Consider the following 232-nt stretch of genomic DNA (forward strand, 5'->3'; position numbering starts at 1 on the left):
GCTGGGGTGATGTGCAGTTTCTCGATATAGCCTTCCTCATCGGTACGGGTATGTTGTTTGTAACCGAGTTTGTAGAGGCCGTTTTTCTTTGTCCAGCGGGCATCTTTATCTTTGCTCGGTGTGGTTTGGCCGCTGACTTGTCCTTCTTCATCGACTTCTATGGCTTGACGCTGTTTGCTGCCGGCGGTCTGAATAATGGTGGCGTCAATGACGGCGGCGGATGCTTTCTCTA

The 232-nt window shown here is 51.3% G+C and carries 1 protein-coding gene; it reads right to left on the reverse strand.

Annotated features, from left to right (window positions below; all coding sequences use genetic code 11):
* Positions 1-232, reverse strand: a 232-nt coding sequence (locus tag MB824_RS10710; protein WP_238748529.1) for a transposase, incomplete at both ends; no start/stop codon positions are given.

Source organism: Kingella pumchi, from assembly GCF_022288825.1.
Taxonomy (GTDB): Bacteria; Pseudomonadota; Gammaproteobacteria; order Burkholderiales; family Neisseriaceae; genus Kingella_D; species Kingella_D pumchi.